This window comes from Pauljensenia sp. UMB9872 (assembly GCF_030212665.1).
GTDB classification, from domain to species: domain Bacteria; phylum Actinomycetota; class Actinomycetes; order Actinomycetales; family Actinomycetaceae; genus Pauljensenia; species Pauljensenia turicensis_B.
Genome location: NZ_JASOER010000028.1, coordinates 1 through 15779 on the forward strand (window position 1 = coordinate 1; position 15779 = coordinate 15779).

The window sequence follows — 15779 nt, forward strand, 5'->3', positions numbered from 1 at the left end:
TCAGGAAAGGACCCCTCAAATAAAAATACGCCCGACGGCGACACGCCGACCGGACACACTTTCTGCTACTTAACCCGATTCTGATCTGTTTGCAGATCACTCATGATCTGTATTCACTCGATTCGTAACGACGGTACTTCCACCACTGTAGACCATTTTCTCCGGTTCCCGAAAAAATAGTGGCCTCACGCAAGCGCGAGGCCACTATTGCCGGTTTATCCGGCGAAAAGAGAATCAGGAAGACAGCCTCAAACAAGAGGCGAATCCCGGAATACTCAGAGCTTCTTAACCAGCGGGAACGTGATGGTCTCGCGAATACCCTGACCGGTCAGAGCCATCAGCAGGCGGTCAAGACCCATGCCCATACCGCCAGCCGGTGGCATACCGTACTCCATGGCCATCAGGAAATCTTCATCCAGGACCATTGCTTCCGGGTCACCCTTTGCCGCAACAAGCGCCTGCGCTTCGAAACGCTCGCGCTGGATGACCGGGTCGACCAGTTCGGAGTAGGCGGTCGCCAGTTCGAAACCTCGGACGTACAGGTCCCACTTCTCGACGATGCCCGGCTTGGAACGGTGTCCGCGGGTCAGCGGGCTGGAGTCTTCGGGGTAGTCGCGCACGAAGGTCGGCGCATACAGCTTGTCACCCACGGCGACTTCGAAGATAACCTCTGCGACCTTACCGGGACCCCAGTGGTCAGCAACGTCTTCACCGAGTTCTTCGGCGATCTTCACCAGTTCGTCCAGCGGAGTATTCACCGTGAACTCACGACCGAGAGCTTCAGCCGTGGCCTCGAACATCGAGATTTCTTTCCACGAACCCGAAAGGTCGTAGGACGAGCCGTCAGGCAGGGTGACGATCTCGGTGCCCAGGGCGTCGCGTGCCGCCTTCTGGATGAACTCACGGGTGCGACGAGCCATCGTGTCGTAGGAACCGTAGGCTTCGTATGCCTCGAGCATCGTGAATTCGGGGCTGTGCGAGGAGTCCGCGCCCTCGTTACGGAAGTTGCGGTTGATTTCGAAGACCTTGTCGACGCCGCCGACAACCGCACGTTTGAGGAACAGCTCGGGCGCGATGCGCAAGAACAGCTCGGTGTCGTAGGCGTTCATGTGAGTCGAAAACGGGCGTGCAGCCGCGCCACCGTGCAGGTTCTGTAGCATCGGCGTTTCGATCTCGATGAAGCCAGCTTCATCGAAGTAGTTGCGCAGCGACTTCACAACATTGGCGCGCATACGCACCATGTCGCGGGCGGCCGGGCGAACAATCATGTCGAGGTAGCGGCGACGAACACGCAGGTCCTCAGACAGGGACATTTCGGTGCCGTCTTCTCCGGTGTAGGTCTTCGGTAGTGGGCGGATCGCCTTTGCGGCGATCTGCCATGCGGGAACCGGGTCGCCTTCGTTGATGCCGGGCGTGAACAGCTCGGCGGGTGCGGTGCCGGGGCATGCCATGATCGACAGTTCGCCACGACGCGAGGAAATGACGCGACCGTGCACGAACAGGTGGTCACCAAGGTCCACGTCGGTCTTGTACTGAGCCAGCGAATCCAAACCGACCTCTGCGGCCGACAGCATGACCTGAATACGGTTGCCGGCGCCATCCATCAGGGTTGCGAAACAGAGCTTGCCACCGTTGCGAGCAAGCATCACACGACCGGCAATACCGACCTCGTCCTGAGTTTCTTCACCGGTTTCAAGGTGAGCATACTTTTCACGAACATCGGCGATCGAAGTGGTAATCGCCAGGACGACCGGGTAGGCCTGGCCTCCTTCGGCAAGCAGGCGCTCGCGCTTTTCTTGGCGGACACGCACCTGTTCGGGGGCGTCGTCGTTTTCCGGGGCAGCTGGGTTTGTATTCACGTCAGTCACCCTGCCAGTTTAACGGCATCACCGCACCCATCTCGCATAGGGAACGCGAGTGGGTGCAGTGCCACATCGCACACCGTCAGTTCGCGGATTATTCCACCTTGGCACTCGTATCGACGAGGCCAGGCACTTCAACGTATGCCTATGCCACCGTTGCCCGTTTCAAAAAAGGGGAGCGGAGAGGAACAGAAGTACTACGTGCCGGACGACTTCAGGCCAAGTTCGGCAGCGCGATCAGAGTCTTCTGGAACCGTCCCCGCAGTGGAGCCGACCTCGACAATATGGTTCTCAGCGTCAACGAATGCGACAGCAGGCTCCCAACCCTTCACCATGGATTCTGGAACCTGGCAGTAGGCCATAATGATGACCAGATCGCCGAGGTTCACGAGGTGCGCAGCGGCGCCGTTGAGCTGGATGACACCGGAGCCTCGCGGACCGGCAATCGTGTAGGTGGACAGGCGATTGCCATTGTTCACGTCCGCAATGTCGACTTGTTGCCCGGGCGCAATGTTCGCCGCGTCCAGCAGGGCCTCGTCGATGGTGATCGAACCGACGTAGTGCAGGTCAGCACCCGTGACGGTGGCGCGGTGAATCTTGCCCTGGATCATCGAGCGCATGATTTCACTCACCGGCATTCTCCTGTTCGACGGGCGCCACAAACGGCATATTGTCGATCAGGCGCGTGGTGCCAACCTTGACTGCGAGCAGCAGACGATATGCACGCTCCCCCGCCTGATTCAAGGCCGCGGGACGCAAGGAATCAGCCGACGTCAGTTCTGCCGAACCGTAGGCGCCCAGGATATCGAAGGTTTCATCATCGACCAGCGCAATGTAATCAATGTCGATATCGCCGGTCGCCTCGATGTGGCCTCGTATGACGTCAATAATCTGGGTGACAGGTGCACCCGCACGACCCGCTTCAACGCCCAGCGTCAAGCTCTGGTTGAGAGCACGAGCGCGGACACGCTCTTCGTCGGACAGGTAGCGGTTGCGACTGGACAGGGCAACACCGTCGGTGTCGCGCACGATCGGAACGCCGATCACGGTCACCGGCACGTCGAGCTGGCGGAACACATGGCGCAACATCGCAAGCTGCTGAGCATCCTTTTCACCGAACAGTGCAACATCTGGGCGAACGAGGCCCATGACCTTCGTGCACACCAGCGCAACACCACCGAAGTGGGTCGGGCGAGTCTTGCCTTCTAGGACGCGAGCAATCGGACCGGGATCAATTGAAACGGTGACGGGCTCGGGGTAGGCATCTTCGGGGCTCGGCGCCCACACGACATCGGCGCCCACGGTTTGAAGCGCGTCCATGTCCGCTTCGAGCGTGCGCGGGTAGGCGTCATAGTCCTCACCCGGAGCAAACTGCGTGGGGTTCACGAAGATCGTGACGATGACGTGATCACCGTGCACCTTCGCCTGTTTGACCAGCTCTAAGTGCCCCGAATGCAGGGCACCCATCGTCATCACCAGAGCGCGCGAGCCGGTCAATGGCTTCAGCGCTGTGGCAAGTTCTTCACGCGTATGAGTGAGCACTGGTCGTTTCGTCATACTTCCATTGTCGTAGCAGACAGACTCATATGCGACCTCAGGGGGCGAGTATTCCCCCACGTTTCTGACTGACGCACTGTCAATTCTGCGCCAATACGACGCGGACAATCAGCGTCAGAACCCGCCTTCCATCAGCGCCGCCTTGATCGAATCGCACGCTCGATCATTCAGGCGACCTCGTCGATGGAGAATGTCGGTCGCCTGATGCGCACGCGCGCGGTAGATATCCGCGAAATCACCCGCAGCATCAAGATCACCGTCGGATGCAGACAGGCCAGCCAGCGCTTTCACGTGTTCAGCAATGACCTGCGTATCGTCGTTCGCAATGGGAGCTGGCAAAGCCCTCTCAATTTCAGACAGCGCTTTTTCTGCCGTTCCAGCCAGAAGCGAAGAAGCGAACAGGGCGGGGTCCTCAATCCCAGCGCGTTCAAGACCGGTCAAGGACTGGACGACCGCCGTCACGATCCCAAGCGTGCCAAGCGTGAGCGCCGCGTGAACTGCCGGGCGAGAATCTTCGTTGACAACGATGGGTTCTCCACCCATTTCCACAACCAGCGCCTGCGCGATCGGCAGGAATGGTGCGGGCGCGCTGACAGCAAACGGAGTACCCGACAGGCGCGGAATATCAAGGCTCATACCCGTGAACGTCATAACGGGGTGAATCGCGATTGGAATCGCCCCCGTCGCCTGCGCGGGCCCCAAAATCCCGGTTCCAAACGGGCCCGCCAGATGGCAGACGATCTGCCCCATTTTCCACGCGCCCATGTCGGCAAGGCCCTTGACCAGAGGCTCGATTTCTCCGTCGGGAACGGCCAGAATCACCAAGCCCGATGTGGCAATTACCTCGGTTTCGTCCATGATCGCCACACCCGGGAGCATCATCTCCGCACGCTCGCGCTCGCCGTCCGTGTGCGCGACGACGCCGGCGATTCGATGACCGGCGGAACGTAGAGCGGAAGCGATGACAGGACCGACCGTCCCCATGCCGATGAGTCCGACGTCAAGCCTGCCTGGTTGCTCACTCACAATGTGCCGCCTTGAGTAGATGGTGTGCGCGGGCGCGCGTCTTCAACGGTAGTCGATATTCGTCCGCCGTTATTCAATCGACGAGGCCGCGCTCGATTCATCGGCTTCCAGCTGAACATCGGCGCGATCACAATCGGAGTTATCTTCGCCTACGGTCACGCTGTTTTCACACGAGGGGTCGTCCTGTGACGCGTAAATGCTCTGATCATCCTGACGGACGTCAAGACCCTTCGTGACGCGCAGCATCCAGTGTTCCGCGGGCTCGCTGGCACGCTTCAGCTGAGACTTCGCGCGGAGCTCTTCAAGCAAGGCAACGCCGGCTTCCTCATCAATGTGGCCTGCCAGCTCTGGGGCACTACCTGGAACGATGGAAGCATTCACATCAACCAGCTGACACTTCTTCTCCCACGGACCTTGAATGATCGCCAGGGATTGAATCCGCTCCACGGGTATAAAACCGGTCTGCCAGGTCAGCCAGCCCTTGCGGATCACAAAGCACGTATCCGTCAGCGCGACTGCGCGACGCTTGTAAGAGAACCAATCAAACAGGCGCGCACGCATCGGAACGGGAAGGAATCCTTGCCCTTCGCGCGTTCCATTCAAAGCAGCTTCAATGAAAGCAACAGGGTCAGTCACACCCAAGTCGCGGATCACCAGCCACAGGGCAAGCTCCGCGTCAGCGCGAGTGCCCACCGGCAAAAGAACGTCAGCGGAACGCTGAGACTTGTCACTATCGGTTTTTCCACCGTAGCCAGCCTGCGTGATCTTCACGCGATACCAGCCGAAGCGACGCCAAAGCCACGGCTGTTGAACAAGAACAGCGTGGACACGACGCGGCGGAATCGTCTGATTGCGGGTTTCCAGAAGACCCGAACGAGTGCGAATACCATCCGGTGAAACGGCTGCAGTGAAGTTAAACTCGCCTGCGAAACGACTCCAGATTGCGCCGACGGCAGCAACAATACCTGCAAAACCAGAGAAGATACCCGCCGTACCCTCAATTCCGACTTTGATAAGCAAAACAACCGACATAACCAAGATCGCAAGCACAACCAAGATCGCAATGATCATGCCAATATTCGTCACCAGCGAAGCAACAAGCCTGCCCACAGGAACCGTGTACAGGACTCGTTCCGGAGCGACCGTCGGACGGCGAGAAACCGAGGAACCGGCCTGTTCCAATGACGGTGCCTGAGCGATGGAGCCGGCCTCGTCCCCCGATTCGATGGCGGAATCAGACTGAGGCGTATTCTGCACCGAAGCGGAAGGTGGCGAAGAGTAGACGCCGGCAGCGCGCGCCAAGATTTCAGCACGCACATCATCCAATTCCTGTGTTTTAAGGAAGCCGAATTGGACATTCGACTGTCCGCCACCGGCAACCTCAATGTTGATCTTGCCTAAGCCGAAAATACGCCCCAGCAACGGATGATGAATATCGACCGCCTGAATGCGATCCAGACGAGCATGCTTCAACGTTTTCACGAAGATGCCAGCACGGTAATACACCCCTTCGTCGACAACGGCGAAAGACGTGAACTTCCACGAGAAGTACGAAAACAACGCGATCGCAAGAAGAATCAAGAAGGCCGAGCCAACAATGACACCAACAACCAGCGAGAGCGCCTGATGGCGAACAAAGCCAGAATTCGCAATATCGGCAACCGTGTCGAAATTCTGATAGGTGACAATCGCAAGCAGAGCCACAATCGCCTTCCACGCGTGGATAATCGGCGATGCCGGGTGCAGTTTGCGCCACTGCTCGTCGGGGACACCGCCCTGCGTGGCGCGCAAAGGGGCGGATTCATTCGATGTCTTCACAGGCCAGCCAATTCCGCCGTGCCGCGCTCGGCAAGCATGTCTCGAAGGCGAGCGGCTTCAGCAACCGGAACACCATTCAACGTCGCATCCGTCGATGCGGACGCCGTATGAATCTTCAGCTCTGCGATGCCGTAGTGGCGAGCAATCGGGCCTTCAGAGAGTTCCACATACTGAATACGACCGTAAGGAATCAACGTCAGACGACGGAACATAATGCCCTTGCGGATCAAAAACTCGTCATCACCCGTGCCAAATGCCATCGCGCGAACCTGACGGTGAATAATCGCCAGCGACCAGATCATCATGATGACAACGACCGCGAATCCGATCCACCACCACTTCGAAATGAAAAGCGCGAGCGCGACTCCGCTGGCGAGCAGAGGCAGGAATGCCAGAATCGTCGTGATGATGCGGACCTGGGCAAGCTTGGGCGATACGGAGTGGAACTCCACATCGGGTGGGCTCATCGGATCGAGCATCGCTGGTCCTTTCGGGGTTCCTTCATTTGTGTTCTTGGAGTTCTATCGTGCCATATGCGCAGGTCGTTGATAAGTGCTGAGTAAATGGTGTGGCACAGAAACGGGCTTTACACGCACACACGCGACTCTCACGAACCGTTCAGGAAACACTCAGAAATATCGGTCACACTATTGGTATGACACGCACAGGTACCGAGGAAGAAGCCCGCCTGCTTGTCGTTGACGACGAGCCGAATATTCGCGACCTTCTGGCATCATCACTTCGTTTTGCCGGATTTGATGTCCTGACCGCGGAAGACGGCCAGTCCGCCTACCGTATCGCCATGGACGAGGCCCCTGACCTGATCGTTTTGGACGTCATGTTGCCGGACATGGACGGATTCACCGTGACCCGTCGCCTGCGCGAAGCAGGAGCGAGCGTCCCCGTTCTATTCCTGACCGCACGCGACGATATGCGCGACAAGATCCAGGGTCTGACCGTCGGTGGCGACGACTACGTAACCAAGCCCTTCGGCCTTGAAGAGGTCGTTGCACGTATCCGCGCCATCTTGCGACGCACCATCGGCTCCGAAGAAGACGATGGCAAGCTCCGCGTCGGCGACCTAGTCATTGACGAGGATGCGCACGAGGTCAGCCGTGCGGGCGTCGAAATCGACCTGTCCCCCACAGAGTTCAAGCTTCTTCGCTACCTGGTGATCAACGAGGGACGCGTCGTGTCGAAAATGCAGATCTTGGATCACGTGTGGGAATACGACTGGGGTGGAGAAGTTGCGATCGTCGAATCGTATATCTCCTACCTGCGCCGCAAGTTGGCAGTCGAAGGTGCAGCCGGCGAACTGATCCACACCAAGCGCGGTGTCGGATACATCCTGCGCGCCGACGACTGAGGAATACATGAGTAGCTCCTCGGGACCGCTTGGTCACCTGCGTAGTTTTTGGGAACGTCGTCCCCTCTCTACTCAGCTGGTTAGTCTGATTACAACCCTGTTGGCTCTGGGGCTCATCATGTCTGGAACGGTCATGGTAGGCCTCCTGCAGCGCCATCTAGTGTCTCAGATTGACGAACAGTTGCGCGTCACGGCGAGCTCTTTCATTCGAGGCGAAAACACGTCGATTGAAGACGGCACCTCGGGCCTACCAACCCTGTATTACATTCACGCACGCTTCATAAGCGGCGACGATACGACCTACTACTACCCGGGAACGTTGGAAACATCGGGGACACCCAAGATCCCGGACCTGCTTGCAACTGCGCAGATTCCGGAAACCTCCGACGAAATCACTAACCCCGTTACCGTGCCCTCGACTCAGCTGGGCTCCAACTGGCGCGCGGTCGCTTTCCCGCTCTATGCGTCCTCCACGGCAACCACGCCCCTGGGCACCATGACGATCGCTCTTCCTCTGACAGACGTTCAACGCACCCTGCGCACCACGGGCACCTACTTCTCGATCGCCGGTGTTGTCATCGTCTTCGTCGGCGCATTCCTGGGCCACACTTTGGTTCGCCGTTCCCTGCTTCCCCTGAGGGAAATCGAATCGACCGCGGGCAAGATTGCGGCCGGCGACCTCACACAACGTGTTCCTTTCCAACCGGGAAGCACCGAAGTCGGCTCTCTGTCCCTGTCGCTCAACGCGATGCTGACCCAGGTTGAGCAATCGTTCCACACTCGACAAGTGTCAGAACAGAAGATCCGTCGCTTCGTGTCTGACGCATCCCACGAACTACGCACGCCACTAGCAGCGATCTCCGGCTACTGCGAGCTCTACTCTATGGGTGGCGTTCCCGATGAACGCGTCGACGAAGTCATGGGACGTATCCAATCAGAATCAACGCGCATGGCCTCACTGGTCGAAGACCTGCTGACCCTGGCTCGCTTGGACGAGGGACGCCCCCTTGAAATCACCGATATCGACTTGGTGAAACTTGCCGGCAACGCCGTATTTGACTTGCAAGCACTGGACCCCACTCGTTCCGTTGCCCTGACGTCTCTCAGCGGACACAAACCACCCATGACACTGGTGACACAAGCCGACCGCGACCGCATATCGCAGGTATTCACCAACCTCATTGGCAATATCGTCCGTTACACTCCCGCGGGCTCACCCGTCGAAATCGCACTCGGCAAAACAGGAGACACGGCCGTCGTCGAATTCCGCGACCACGGTCCCGGCATCGCAGAAGCAGACCAATCGCGAGTCTTCGAACGCTTCTACCGCGCCGACACGTCACGTGCTCGCACACAGGGAGGCTCCGGCCTTGGTCTTGCCATCATTGCCGGCATCATAAACGCCCACCGTGGCAACGCCACACTGAGCAAAACTAAAGGAGGCGGACTGACCGTCCGCATCGAACTCCCGCTCCTCTGCTCCCCCGCGGACACGAACCCGGACGCACCAGCCATCAGCCCCACCGACGCAGAAAAGTAGCACACAGGCCGTAGACCCCACGCACCCAGCGCGCCTGCCACGCGCTTCTTACACTTCGAGAACGCGCAGGCCTCGTCAATCCGCCATGAGACGTAGGCCACCGGAAATGCTTTATTCCTATCCCCTGAGTATGATTTCGGCATATCCCTAAATCAGGAGTGAGCGTATGGGTGCTGGAGCACCACAATGGCTTATCAGCTCGTTTACTGACGCCATGATTGAACTCGGCGCAACCGCCCCGGTTGACCGACTAATTCAAGAAGCGCACGCACTTGTCGAAGAATGGTCCGACGAGCGCCTGGCTCTGCATAACCTGCATCATTTGATTAACGTTCTTACGCGCATCGATGAGCTCTCTGCAACCGCACACGACCCAGAAGTCCTCCGAGTCGCCGCATGGTACAGAGGCGCAACCCTCAACCGTTGTATCGCGGTGAAACTCAAGGGCATCGACCCGCAGGCGACCGTCAACGAGTGCGTTGCCAACACCGCCGAGCACATGGAATCGCTCGGTGTCAGCGAAGACGTGACAAACCGTATCGGTGAACTCATCGGATACCTCGCCAAGCACCGCGCACCGCGTGACGATGTGGACGCCCAGGTACTGGTGGACGCCGACCTCGCACTGCTGGCCGGAAGCCCACAGGAATACAAGAAGTACCGCGAGAAGCTGCGCAACGAACTCGCCGACCTGGAAGATACTCCCTTCCTCAAAGCACGCCGCGCGCTGATTACCAAGCTCCTGTCCTACGACCCGCTCTACCAGTCACCACTGGGAAGCGCGTGGGAAGACGCCGCCCGTTCCAACCTGGAAGTCGAACTGGCAAAAATCGACTCCGCACTCTTCCAGTGCGGTGACACCAATGACGATCTCGACGACACGGATGATTCCGACGACGCTCCCGAAGAGGATCTCACCACAACCGGCACCATCGTCCTGAAGCGACGCCACCTGAAGAAAAACGTTGCTACGGTCGAAACTCCGGCAGACGAACTCACAATGACCGGCACCCTGCCGAAGATCGTCATTCCTGCAGAGCCTGTCGCTCCAGAAGATGATGAAACAACGTCGTCCCTTGAAAGCGCGATCGAAGCAATGGATCTGCCGGCAAACCCGGCATAAGCCAGACTTATCCACATTTTTGTGCGGGTAGCACTTATCCACAATTGAGCGCTCGCCCGGTTTCCGCTTCCTCCTCCCTTTCCTAGCGTGGGCATACGCACTATTTTTCAATGTGCGTCACCACGATTGGAAAGGGATTCTCATGGCAGTTTTCACCGTCGATTCTTCGCAAATCTCAGCGAGCGCTACGCGCGTCAGTGTCCTCAGCAACGAAATCCGTTCGCAGGTTCAGACGATGCTCGCAGACCTACAGGCCTTGGAAGGCTCATGGACAGGCGTTGCGCAAGCAAGTTTTCAGGCATGCGTCGCTTCCTGGCAAGCCACACAAGCGCAGGTCGAAGCATCTTTGGACACGATCGGATCTCATATGCAGATTGCAGCCCAAAGCTACGAAGACGCCGAGGCCGCAAGCGCAGGCCTTTTTGCCGGCGCATAAGCCATATTTCACGGTCTCCCGTAGCACTCTGATGGGCTTGGCCTACTGGCGTTTGTTCCAGGTGCCGACATAAGACGCCTGAGTGATGTCGATGGCTCCAAAGACACGCTGATACCACTTGCTCGACAAGGCTGAAAAGACAGTCGGGGCCGGCCCTCATCTCAGGGCCGGCCCCGGTTGTTTTCAGCTACGCGAGACGCGCGCAAGCATCAGTGGCTCAGTACATGCCACCCATGCCGGCGTCTTCGCCCCCGGCCGGTGCCGGCGGTTCAGGCTTGTCGGCTACGACAGCTTCGGTGGTCAGGAACATGCCTGCAATCGAAGCAGCGTTCTGCAGAGCAGAGCGGGTGACCTTCACCGGATCAGAGATGCCGGCTGCCATCAGGTCGCCATATTCGCCGGTTGCTGCGTTCAGGCCGTGGCCCGGTTCCATTGCTGCGACACGGTCTGCGACAACGCCACCTTCGAAGCCAGCGTTCTCAGCGATCTGCTTGAGCGGAGCGGAGATTGCAACGCGGACGATGTTCACGCCGGTTGCTTCATCGCCAGGCAGGCCTTCGAGGGTTGCCAGTGCGCGGTCAGCGGCCTGGATCAGAGCAACGCCACCACCGGCGACGAGGCCCTCTTCGGAGGCTGCGCGAGCATTACGCACTGCGTCTTCGATGCGGTGCTTACGTTCCTTGAGTTCGACCTCGGTTGCAGCGCCGGACTTGATGACGGCAACGCCACCGGAGAGCTTGGCCAGGCGTTCCTGGAGCTTCTCACGGTCGTAGTCGGAGTCGGTGTTGTCGATCTCCTGGCGGATCTGACGGACGCGAGCGTCGATCATTTCCTTTTCGCCAGCGCCTTCGACGATGGTGGTCTCGTCCTTGGAGACGACGACCTTGCGTGCGCGACCAAGCAGTTCAAGGTCAGCGTTTTCAAGGGAAAGGCCAACGGTTTCGGAGATGACCTGGCCACCGGTCAGGATTGCCATGTCCTGGAGCATTGCCTTGCGACGGTCACCGAAGCCCGGCGCCTTGACGGCGATGGACTTGAAGGTGCCACGGATCTTGTTGACGACGAGGGTTGCCAGAGCTTCGCCCTCGACATCTTCGGCGACGATCAGCAGCGGCTTTCCGGTCTGCATGACCTTTTCGAGAACGGGGACGATGTCCTTGACGTTCGAGATCTTCGAATCCATAAGGAGCACGTAGGCGTCCTCGAGGACGGCCTCCTGGCGCTCGGTGTCGGTGACGAAGTAGGCCGAGAGGAAGCCCTTGTCGAAACGCATGCCCTCGGTGGTTTCGAGGGTGGTGTCGAAGGAGTTGGTTTCTTCGACGGTGACGACGCCCTCTGCACCGACCTTCTCGAATGCCTCGGCAATGAGCTTGCCGATCTCCGAGTCATTCGCGGAGATTGAAGCGGTTGCTGCGATCTGCTCGGTCGTTTCGACAGGCTTGGAGTCGTTGTGGAGCTGTTCGACGATAGCGGAGACAGCCTGGTCGATACCGCGCTTGAGAGCGATCGGGTTCGAGCCAGCTGCAACGTTACGGAGGCCTTCACGGACGAGTGCCTGAGCGATAACGGTTGCGGTGGTCGTGCCGTCACCTGCAACGTCGTCGGTCTTCTTTGCAACTTCCTTCACCAGTTCGGCACCGATGCGCTCGAACGGATCTTCAAGGTCGATTTCCTTTGCGACAGAGACGCCGTCCTTGGTGATGGTGGGGGCGCCCCACTTCTTGTCGAGAACAACGTTGCGACCCTTGGGGCCGAGGGTGACCTTGACAGTATCAGCGAGGAGGTTCAGGCCACGTTCCATGCCGCGACGTGCGTCCTCGTCGAAGTGAATGATCTTTGCCATTGGTGTGTATTTCCTTCCGCGGTGCGGATTGGGGATGGTGCCCGCGACGGACGGAACGCTGTTCATCTGGCCTTTCCAGATGCCGAACGTCCCTCACCTTCCCGCTGGTTTTATCACTCTGCCGTGGCGAGTGCTAACTCAAGTTTGGCACTCTCCCCTTTCGAGTGCAAGACGAGGCAAACAGGGTTCGCTGTAGGCGCAAACGGCAAAGTGGCCAGTCGATTTTCGACTGGCCACTCCTGCTAGTGTCGCGTTCGCACCTAGAGCGCGAAGGGGATTACCTCAGCAGAACGACAATATCTGAATCGCCGATGTTATTCGACTGCTGAACGTTCGTGATGCCCACAGCTTCGCCAACTGCTCGCGCGCTGGCTTCCAAGTTCGGGTCCTGGTAGTAAACGGTTGAATCCTCGGTCGTCCAACCGGTTGCGTTGCCCGTCGTCGCACCGGCAAAGCCTGCTGCGGTGAGCTCTTCGGCGGTCCGAGCAGCCAAACCGTTGCGGCCGGTACCGTTCAGCACTGAAATCTTCACGTTGGTATCAACGATGGGTTCGTTCGCCGGGGTGGGCGTTGATTCCGGTTCGGTTACCGGTTCCGACTGAGCAGATTCAGCCTGTTCAGCGGGAGCAGACTGAGTGGTTTCAGGTGTCGACTGAGCCGACTGCGCTTCGGATTGCCCCGTAGGGGCGACAGTCGTATTCGACGAGGTCGGCCTGTTCGTCAGAAGGCTACTTGCTCCCCAAGCCAGTAGGGGAACAACGATCAGAATGACTAGGAATGGCCAGACTGACTTCCACTTCGACGGCTGAGGGCGGTGCATACCGACAGGCATATCTTCGCCGGCAACATCAAATTCATCACGAGGGTTAACTGAACTCACCCTTTTAGCCTAACGTCACGCACGTTTCGATGCCGAAGAAGACACCGGCGCGCCGAGGCCTCGCCACGTATCACAATCGGATAAACATCGCGGATTCGATCGCACTAAGCTGAGCATATGAATGACGTTGCTCCTCAACCGCTTATCAATCTCATCGACCCCGGGTGGGCTGAAGCCTTGGCGCCCGTTGAAGACAAGATTCATGAGTTGGGAGTAATGCTCCGCAAAGAAATCAAAGCCGGGCACAACTATCTGCCCGCTGGTACGGATGTACTGCGAGCGTTCACCTACCCATTTAACGACGTGAAAGTACTGATCGTCGGTCAAGATCCATATCCCACACCCGGGCATGCGATGGGGCTCAGTTTCTCCGTCACTCCGGGGACACCGATTCCGCGGTCCCTCGTCAATATTTTCACCGAACTGGAATCGGACCTAGGCCTAGCGCGACCGACATCCGGTGACTTGACGCCGTGGGCGTGCGAGGGAGTCTGTCTGCTCAACAGAGTGCTCACGGTTCGCCCGGGTGCCCCAGGCTCGCACCAGAAACGCGGGTGGGAGGAGGTCACCGAATGCGCAATCGATGCTCTTGTTGCCCGCACAGATGACGAGGGCACACCACAACCGCTGGTGGCGATCCTCTGGGGCCGACCGGCACAGACGCTGGAACCGCGACTGAACCGCTTCCCGATCATCAAGTCGGCGCACCCATCCCCCTTGTCAGCCCGTCGTGGCTTCTTCGGTTCGAGGCCTTTCTCGAAGGCAAATGACCTTCTTCGGGCTCAAGGAGCAACGCCAATCAATTGGCAGCTCCCCTAAAACATCGGCACGGGAAACTGACATAGAGGCGACATTCTTCATCTCCGCCCCTTACACCCGTCTTTCAGATTTGGGGTTAATACCCAAAACATCGCCTCACACGACGAAGGCGTCACCTCTGGCACCCCACACCCCGACACGCCCGTCGATGAGGAAGCGAAGCCAGTTGGTGAGCGTCACTACCTGCACCCCACGCGACGCATCCAGGCTCAAACACACAAAACCGTCGCACCAGGTGCAGTCGGGGGCACAAAAACCAACCCCACGACCGCACCAACTACACCCCACGCGACGCAACCGGGCTTAAACACGCAAAACCGTCGCACCAAGTGCAGCTGGTGCACAAAAACCAACCCCACGACCGCACCAACTACACCCCACGCGACAAAACCCCACCAAAACAAACCAAACCGTCGCACCAAGTGCAGTCGGTAACTTGATGAGCTTGGATCGCAGATAACGACTGGGTTCACGCAGACGATTGGGGACATCTTGACTGACCACCCGACTGCAGATCGAAACGCCCGAGCCGATGAGTGTTTGGAAGGCTCGGCTTTGAGACGCTGATCAGGCCCGCACCTCTGGCCAAGAAACGAGCTCAACGTTGACGCGATTGTGACCCACGAGAGTTTGCACTCAGCGACGTGTATTCAGCCTACGACGCCCTCCGCGACCGCATCGATGTGAAAGTAGCAGTAATCCCGGACTAGGCCAGCAAGTTCTCAGACGACCAGTTCAGCGCGAGCTCGCCCCATGAAACATCTACGGATAAGTAGCGCTACGGGGCCAGATGTTCTTGCGCGCCTTCTCAAACCCGCCACCACCATCAGAGACCACCAATAACGGCGGGGCAATACGTTGCATTAAAGCAGTCCAAGCCCTAGAGTTCTCCGCTCTTGCCACATACCAGCCCAGCACGTAATCAGGCGTACAAGCAATCAACACCACTGCCTTACGCCCCAGGTGAATGCCATCAACAAACACTACGTCATGGACCTCATCCACCAGTGGGGCAAGCGGCCAGATACTCCACAAGTCCTTACAACGACGCCGAAACGATCTTCCCTGTCCCGCCATATCCACCTGCCTAGCACCAGATAACAACCAGGCAAGGAACTCCTCTAAACGCTTAGCACTGTTATCAATACTGCTAAGCCCACTAACGCTACAAGCCCGACAACGCCACCGCTGCCTCCCCGCACTGGTGTAACCATGACGCGTCATCTTCGCACTGCAAATAGGGCAAGAAGGAATACTCATGCACACGAACACAACACGAGCAACTCAAAACGCGACTTTACCGCGCCGTAACAGGCAAAACCCCACCCTCTACCAACACATCCTGTCCGACCTCGCAGTTGAGGCAAACCAACTCAAAACCCCAGTTTCGCCCACCACAGCAACGAAAACCCGGAACAAAAACAACACCAAATGTGGGTTAAACGACAAAATGTGTGTGTGAATCTCTCGATTTATGGGCCCTGAACTGGGTTAACGATGAAAATATAT

The 15779-nt window shown here is 58.3% G+C and carries 14 protein-coding genes; 5 read left to right on the forward strand and 9 right to left on the reverse strand.

Features of this window, described 5'->3' with window-relative positions; all coding sequences use genetic code 11:
* Positions 1-275 precede the first annotated feature (275 nt).
* From QP109_RS08870 to QP109_RS08895, 6 genes are all read right to left on the reverse strand, one after another.
* Positions 276-1868 carry a lysine--tRNA ligase gene (locus QP109_RS08870; RefSeq protein ID WP_101628397.1) on the reverse strand — a complete coding sequence of 531 codons (1593 nt, stop codon included), beginning with the start codon at positions 1866-1868 and terminating at the stop codon, positions 276-278.
* 191 nt (positions 1869-2059) lie between these two features.
* Entirely contained in the window at positions 2060-2500 is a 441-nt protein-coding gene (gene panD / locus QP109_RS08875) for an aspartate 1-decarboxylase (protein WP_207760332.1), read from the reverse strand.
* Positions 2487-3419, reverse strand: a complete 933-nt coding sequence (gene panC / locus QP109_RS08880; protein WP_285024369.1) for a pantoate--beta-alanine ligase — start codon at positions 3417-3419, stop codon at positions 2487-2489. The genes panD and panC overlap by 14 nt, the downstream gene beginning before the upstream one ends.
* A gap of 114 nt (positions 3420-3533) precedes the next feature.
* Positions 3534-4445: a Rossmann-like and DUF2520 domain-containing protein gene (locus tag QP109_RS08885; RefSeq protein WP_285024370.1), complete on the reverse strand. Its 912-nt coding sequence runs from the start codon at positions 4443-4445 to the stop codon at positions 3534-3536.
* Positions 4446-4514: 69 nt separating this feature from the next.
* A complete protein-coding gene (locus tag QP109_RS08890) occupies positions 4515-6263 on the reverse strand; it encodes a PH domain-containing protein (protein ID WP_285024371.1) in 1749 nt (582 codons plus the stop codon).
* Entirely contained in the window at positions 6260-6730 is a 471-nt protein-coding gene (locus tag QP109_RS08895) for a PH domain-containing protein (protein WP_285024372.1), read from the reverse strand. Before QP109_RS08895 ends, QP109_RS08890 begins: the two co-directional genes overlap by 4 nt.
* A 188-nt stretch (positions 6731-6918) precedes the next feature.
* Between QP109_RS08895 and QP109_RS08900 the strand changes: the two genes are divergently transcribed.
* The 4 genes from QP109_RS08900 (at position 6919) to QP109_RS08915 (ending at position 10728) form a co-directional block, all read left to right on the forward strand.
* The gene (locus QP109_RS08900; RefSeq protein ID WP_101628402.1) at positions 6919-7629 is read left to right on the forward strand and encodes a response regulator transcription factor; all 711 of its coding nucleotides are present in this window, start codon (positions 6919-6921) and stop codon (positions 7627-7629) included.
* 7 nt (positions 7630-7636) lie between these two features.
* On the forward strand, positions 7637-9169 hold the full coding sequence (locus QP109_RS08905) for a sensor histidine kinase (protein WP_101628403.1): 1533 nt from the start codon (positions 7637-7639) through the stop codon (positions 9167-9169).
* Positions 9170-9335: 166 nt separating this feature from the next.
* Positions 9336-10292: an HD domain-containing protein gene (locus tag QP109_RS08910; protein WP_285024374.1), complete on the forward strand. Its 957-nt coding sequence runs from the start codon at positions 9336-9338 to the stop codon at positions 10290-10292.
* Positions 10293-10434: 142 nt separating this feature from the next.
* Positions 10435-10728 carry a WXG100 family type VII secretion target gene (locus QP109_RS08915; RefSeq protein WP_101628405.1) on the forward strand — a complete coding sequence of 98 codons (294 nt, stop codon included), beginning with the start codon at positions 10435-10437 and terminating at the stop codon, positions 10726-10728.
* 217 nt (positions 10729-10945) lie between these two features.
* Here QP109_RS08915 and groL read toward each other — a convergent pair whose 3' ends face one another.
* Positions 10946-12571: a chaperonin GroEL gene (gene groL / locus QP109_RS08920; protein WP_285024375.1), complete on the reverse strand. Its 1626-nt coding sequence runs from the start codon at positions 12569-12571 to the stop codon at positions 10946-10948.
* Between the two features lie 277 nt (positions 12572-12848).
* A complete protein-coding gene (locus QP109_RS08925; protein ID WP_285024377.1) occupies positions 12849-13451 on the reverse strand; it encodes a LytR C-terminal domain-containing protein in 603 nt (200 codons plus the stop codon).
* A 117-nt stretch (positions 13452-13568) separates the two neighbouring features.
* Here QP109_RS08925 and QP109_RS08930 point away from each other — a divergent pair, with 117 nt between their 5' ends.
* Complete coding sequence (locus QP109_RS08930) at positions 13569-14270, forward strand: uracil-DNA glycosylase (protein ID WP_285024379.1); 702 nt, start codon at positions 13569-13571, stop codon at positions 14268-14270.
* A 762-nt stretch (positions 14271-15032) separates the two neighbouring features.
* On the opposite strand, the gene QP109_RS09425 is transcribed toward QP109_RS08930, so the two are convergent.
* Entirely contained in the window at positions 15033-15530 is a 498-nt protein-coding gene (locus QP109_RS09425) for a transposase-like zinc-binding domain-containing protein (RefSeq protein ID WP_502929303.1), read from the reverse strand.
* Between the last annotated feature and the right edge of the window lie 249 nt (positions 15531-15779).